Origin of the sequence: Desulfonatronum sp. SC1, assembly GCF_003046795.1 — a bacterium.
Taxonomy (GTDB): domain Bacteria; phylum Desulfobacterota; class Desulfovibrionia; order Desulfovibrionales; family Desulfonatronaceae; genus Desulfonatronum.
On sequence record NZ_PZKN01000181.1, the window covers coordinates 1 to 426 of the forward strand.

Annotated in this window: 1 protein-coding gene; it reads left to right on the forward strand. The window is 45.5% G+C overall.

Annotated elements, in window-relative coordinates; translation table 11 throughout:
- Window positions 1-65 precede the first annotated feature (65 nt).
- The coding region (locus C6366_RS21205; RefSeq protein WP_233248590.1) for a hypothetical protein at window positions 66-426 on the forward strand (361 nt) is incomplete at its 3' end.

Genomic DNA, 426 nt, shown 5'->3' on the forward strand with positions numbered 1-426 from the left:
CAACTGCAGGTAGTAGAACGCTTAATAACAATGAGTTACGCATCAATAAGATATGGGCAAAGGCCATGCTTGGTAAAACCTATCTTTATGCCGGCAGTCCGCTGATGACCAATGGTCCAAATGGTCCCCGCACGTATGATGCAGAGATGTGTAAATTGGCTGCTGAGGCATTTGGTGAAGTGTTAAGCATGGTTGAAAATGGCCAAACCCAATATGAGTTGGTTCCATTTGAAAACTATTCATCCTTATTCTATACCATTCAGCAAGGGTGGTTGATGCCTGGTGGTAAGGAGGCAATTATCAGAAGCCCAACGTATGGCCCCGATTCATACTGGAGACAGATGAACTCATACCAGCCTTCGCCAATGGCACAGGGTGATGGTATTGTGTTGGCACCTGCTGCCAACTATGTGAACTACTATGGTA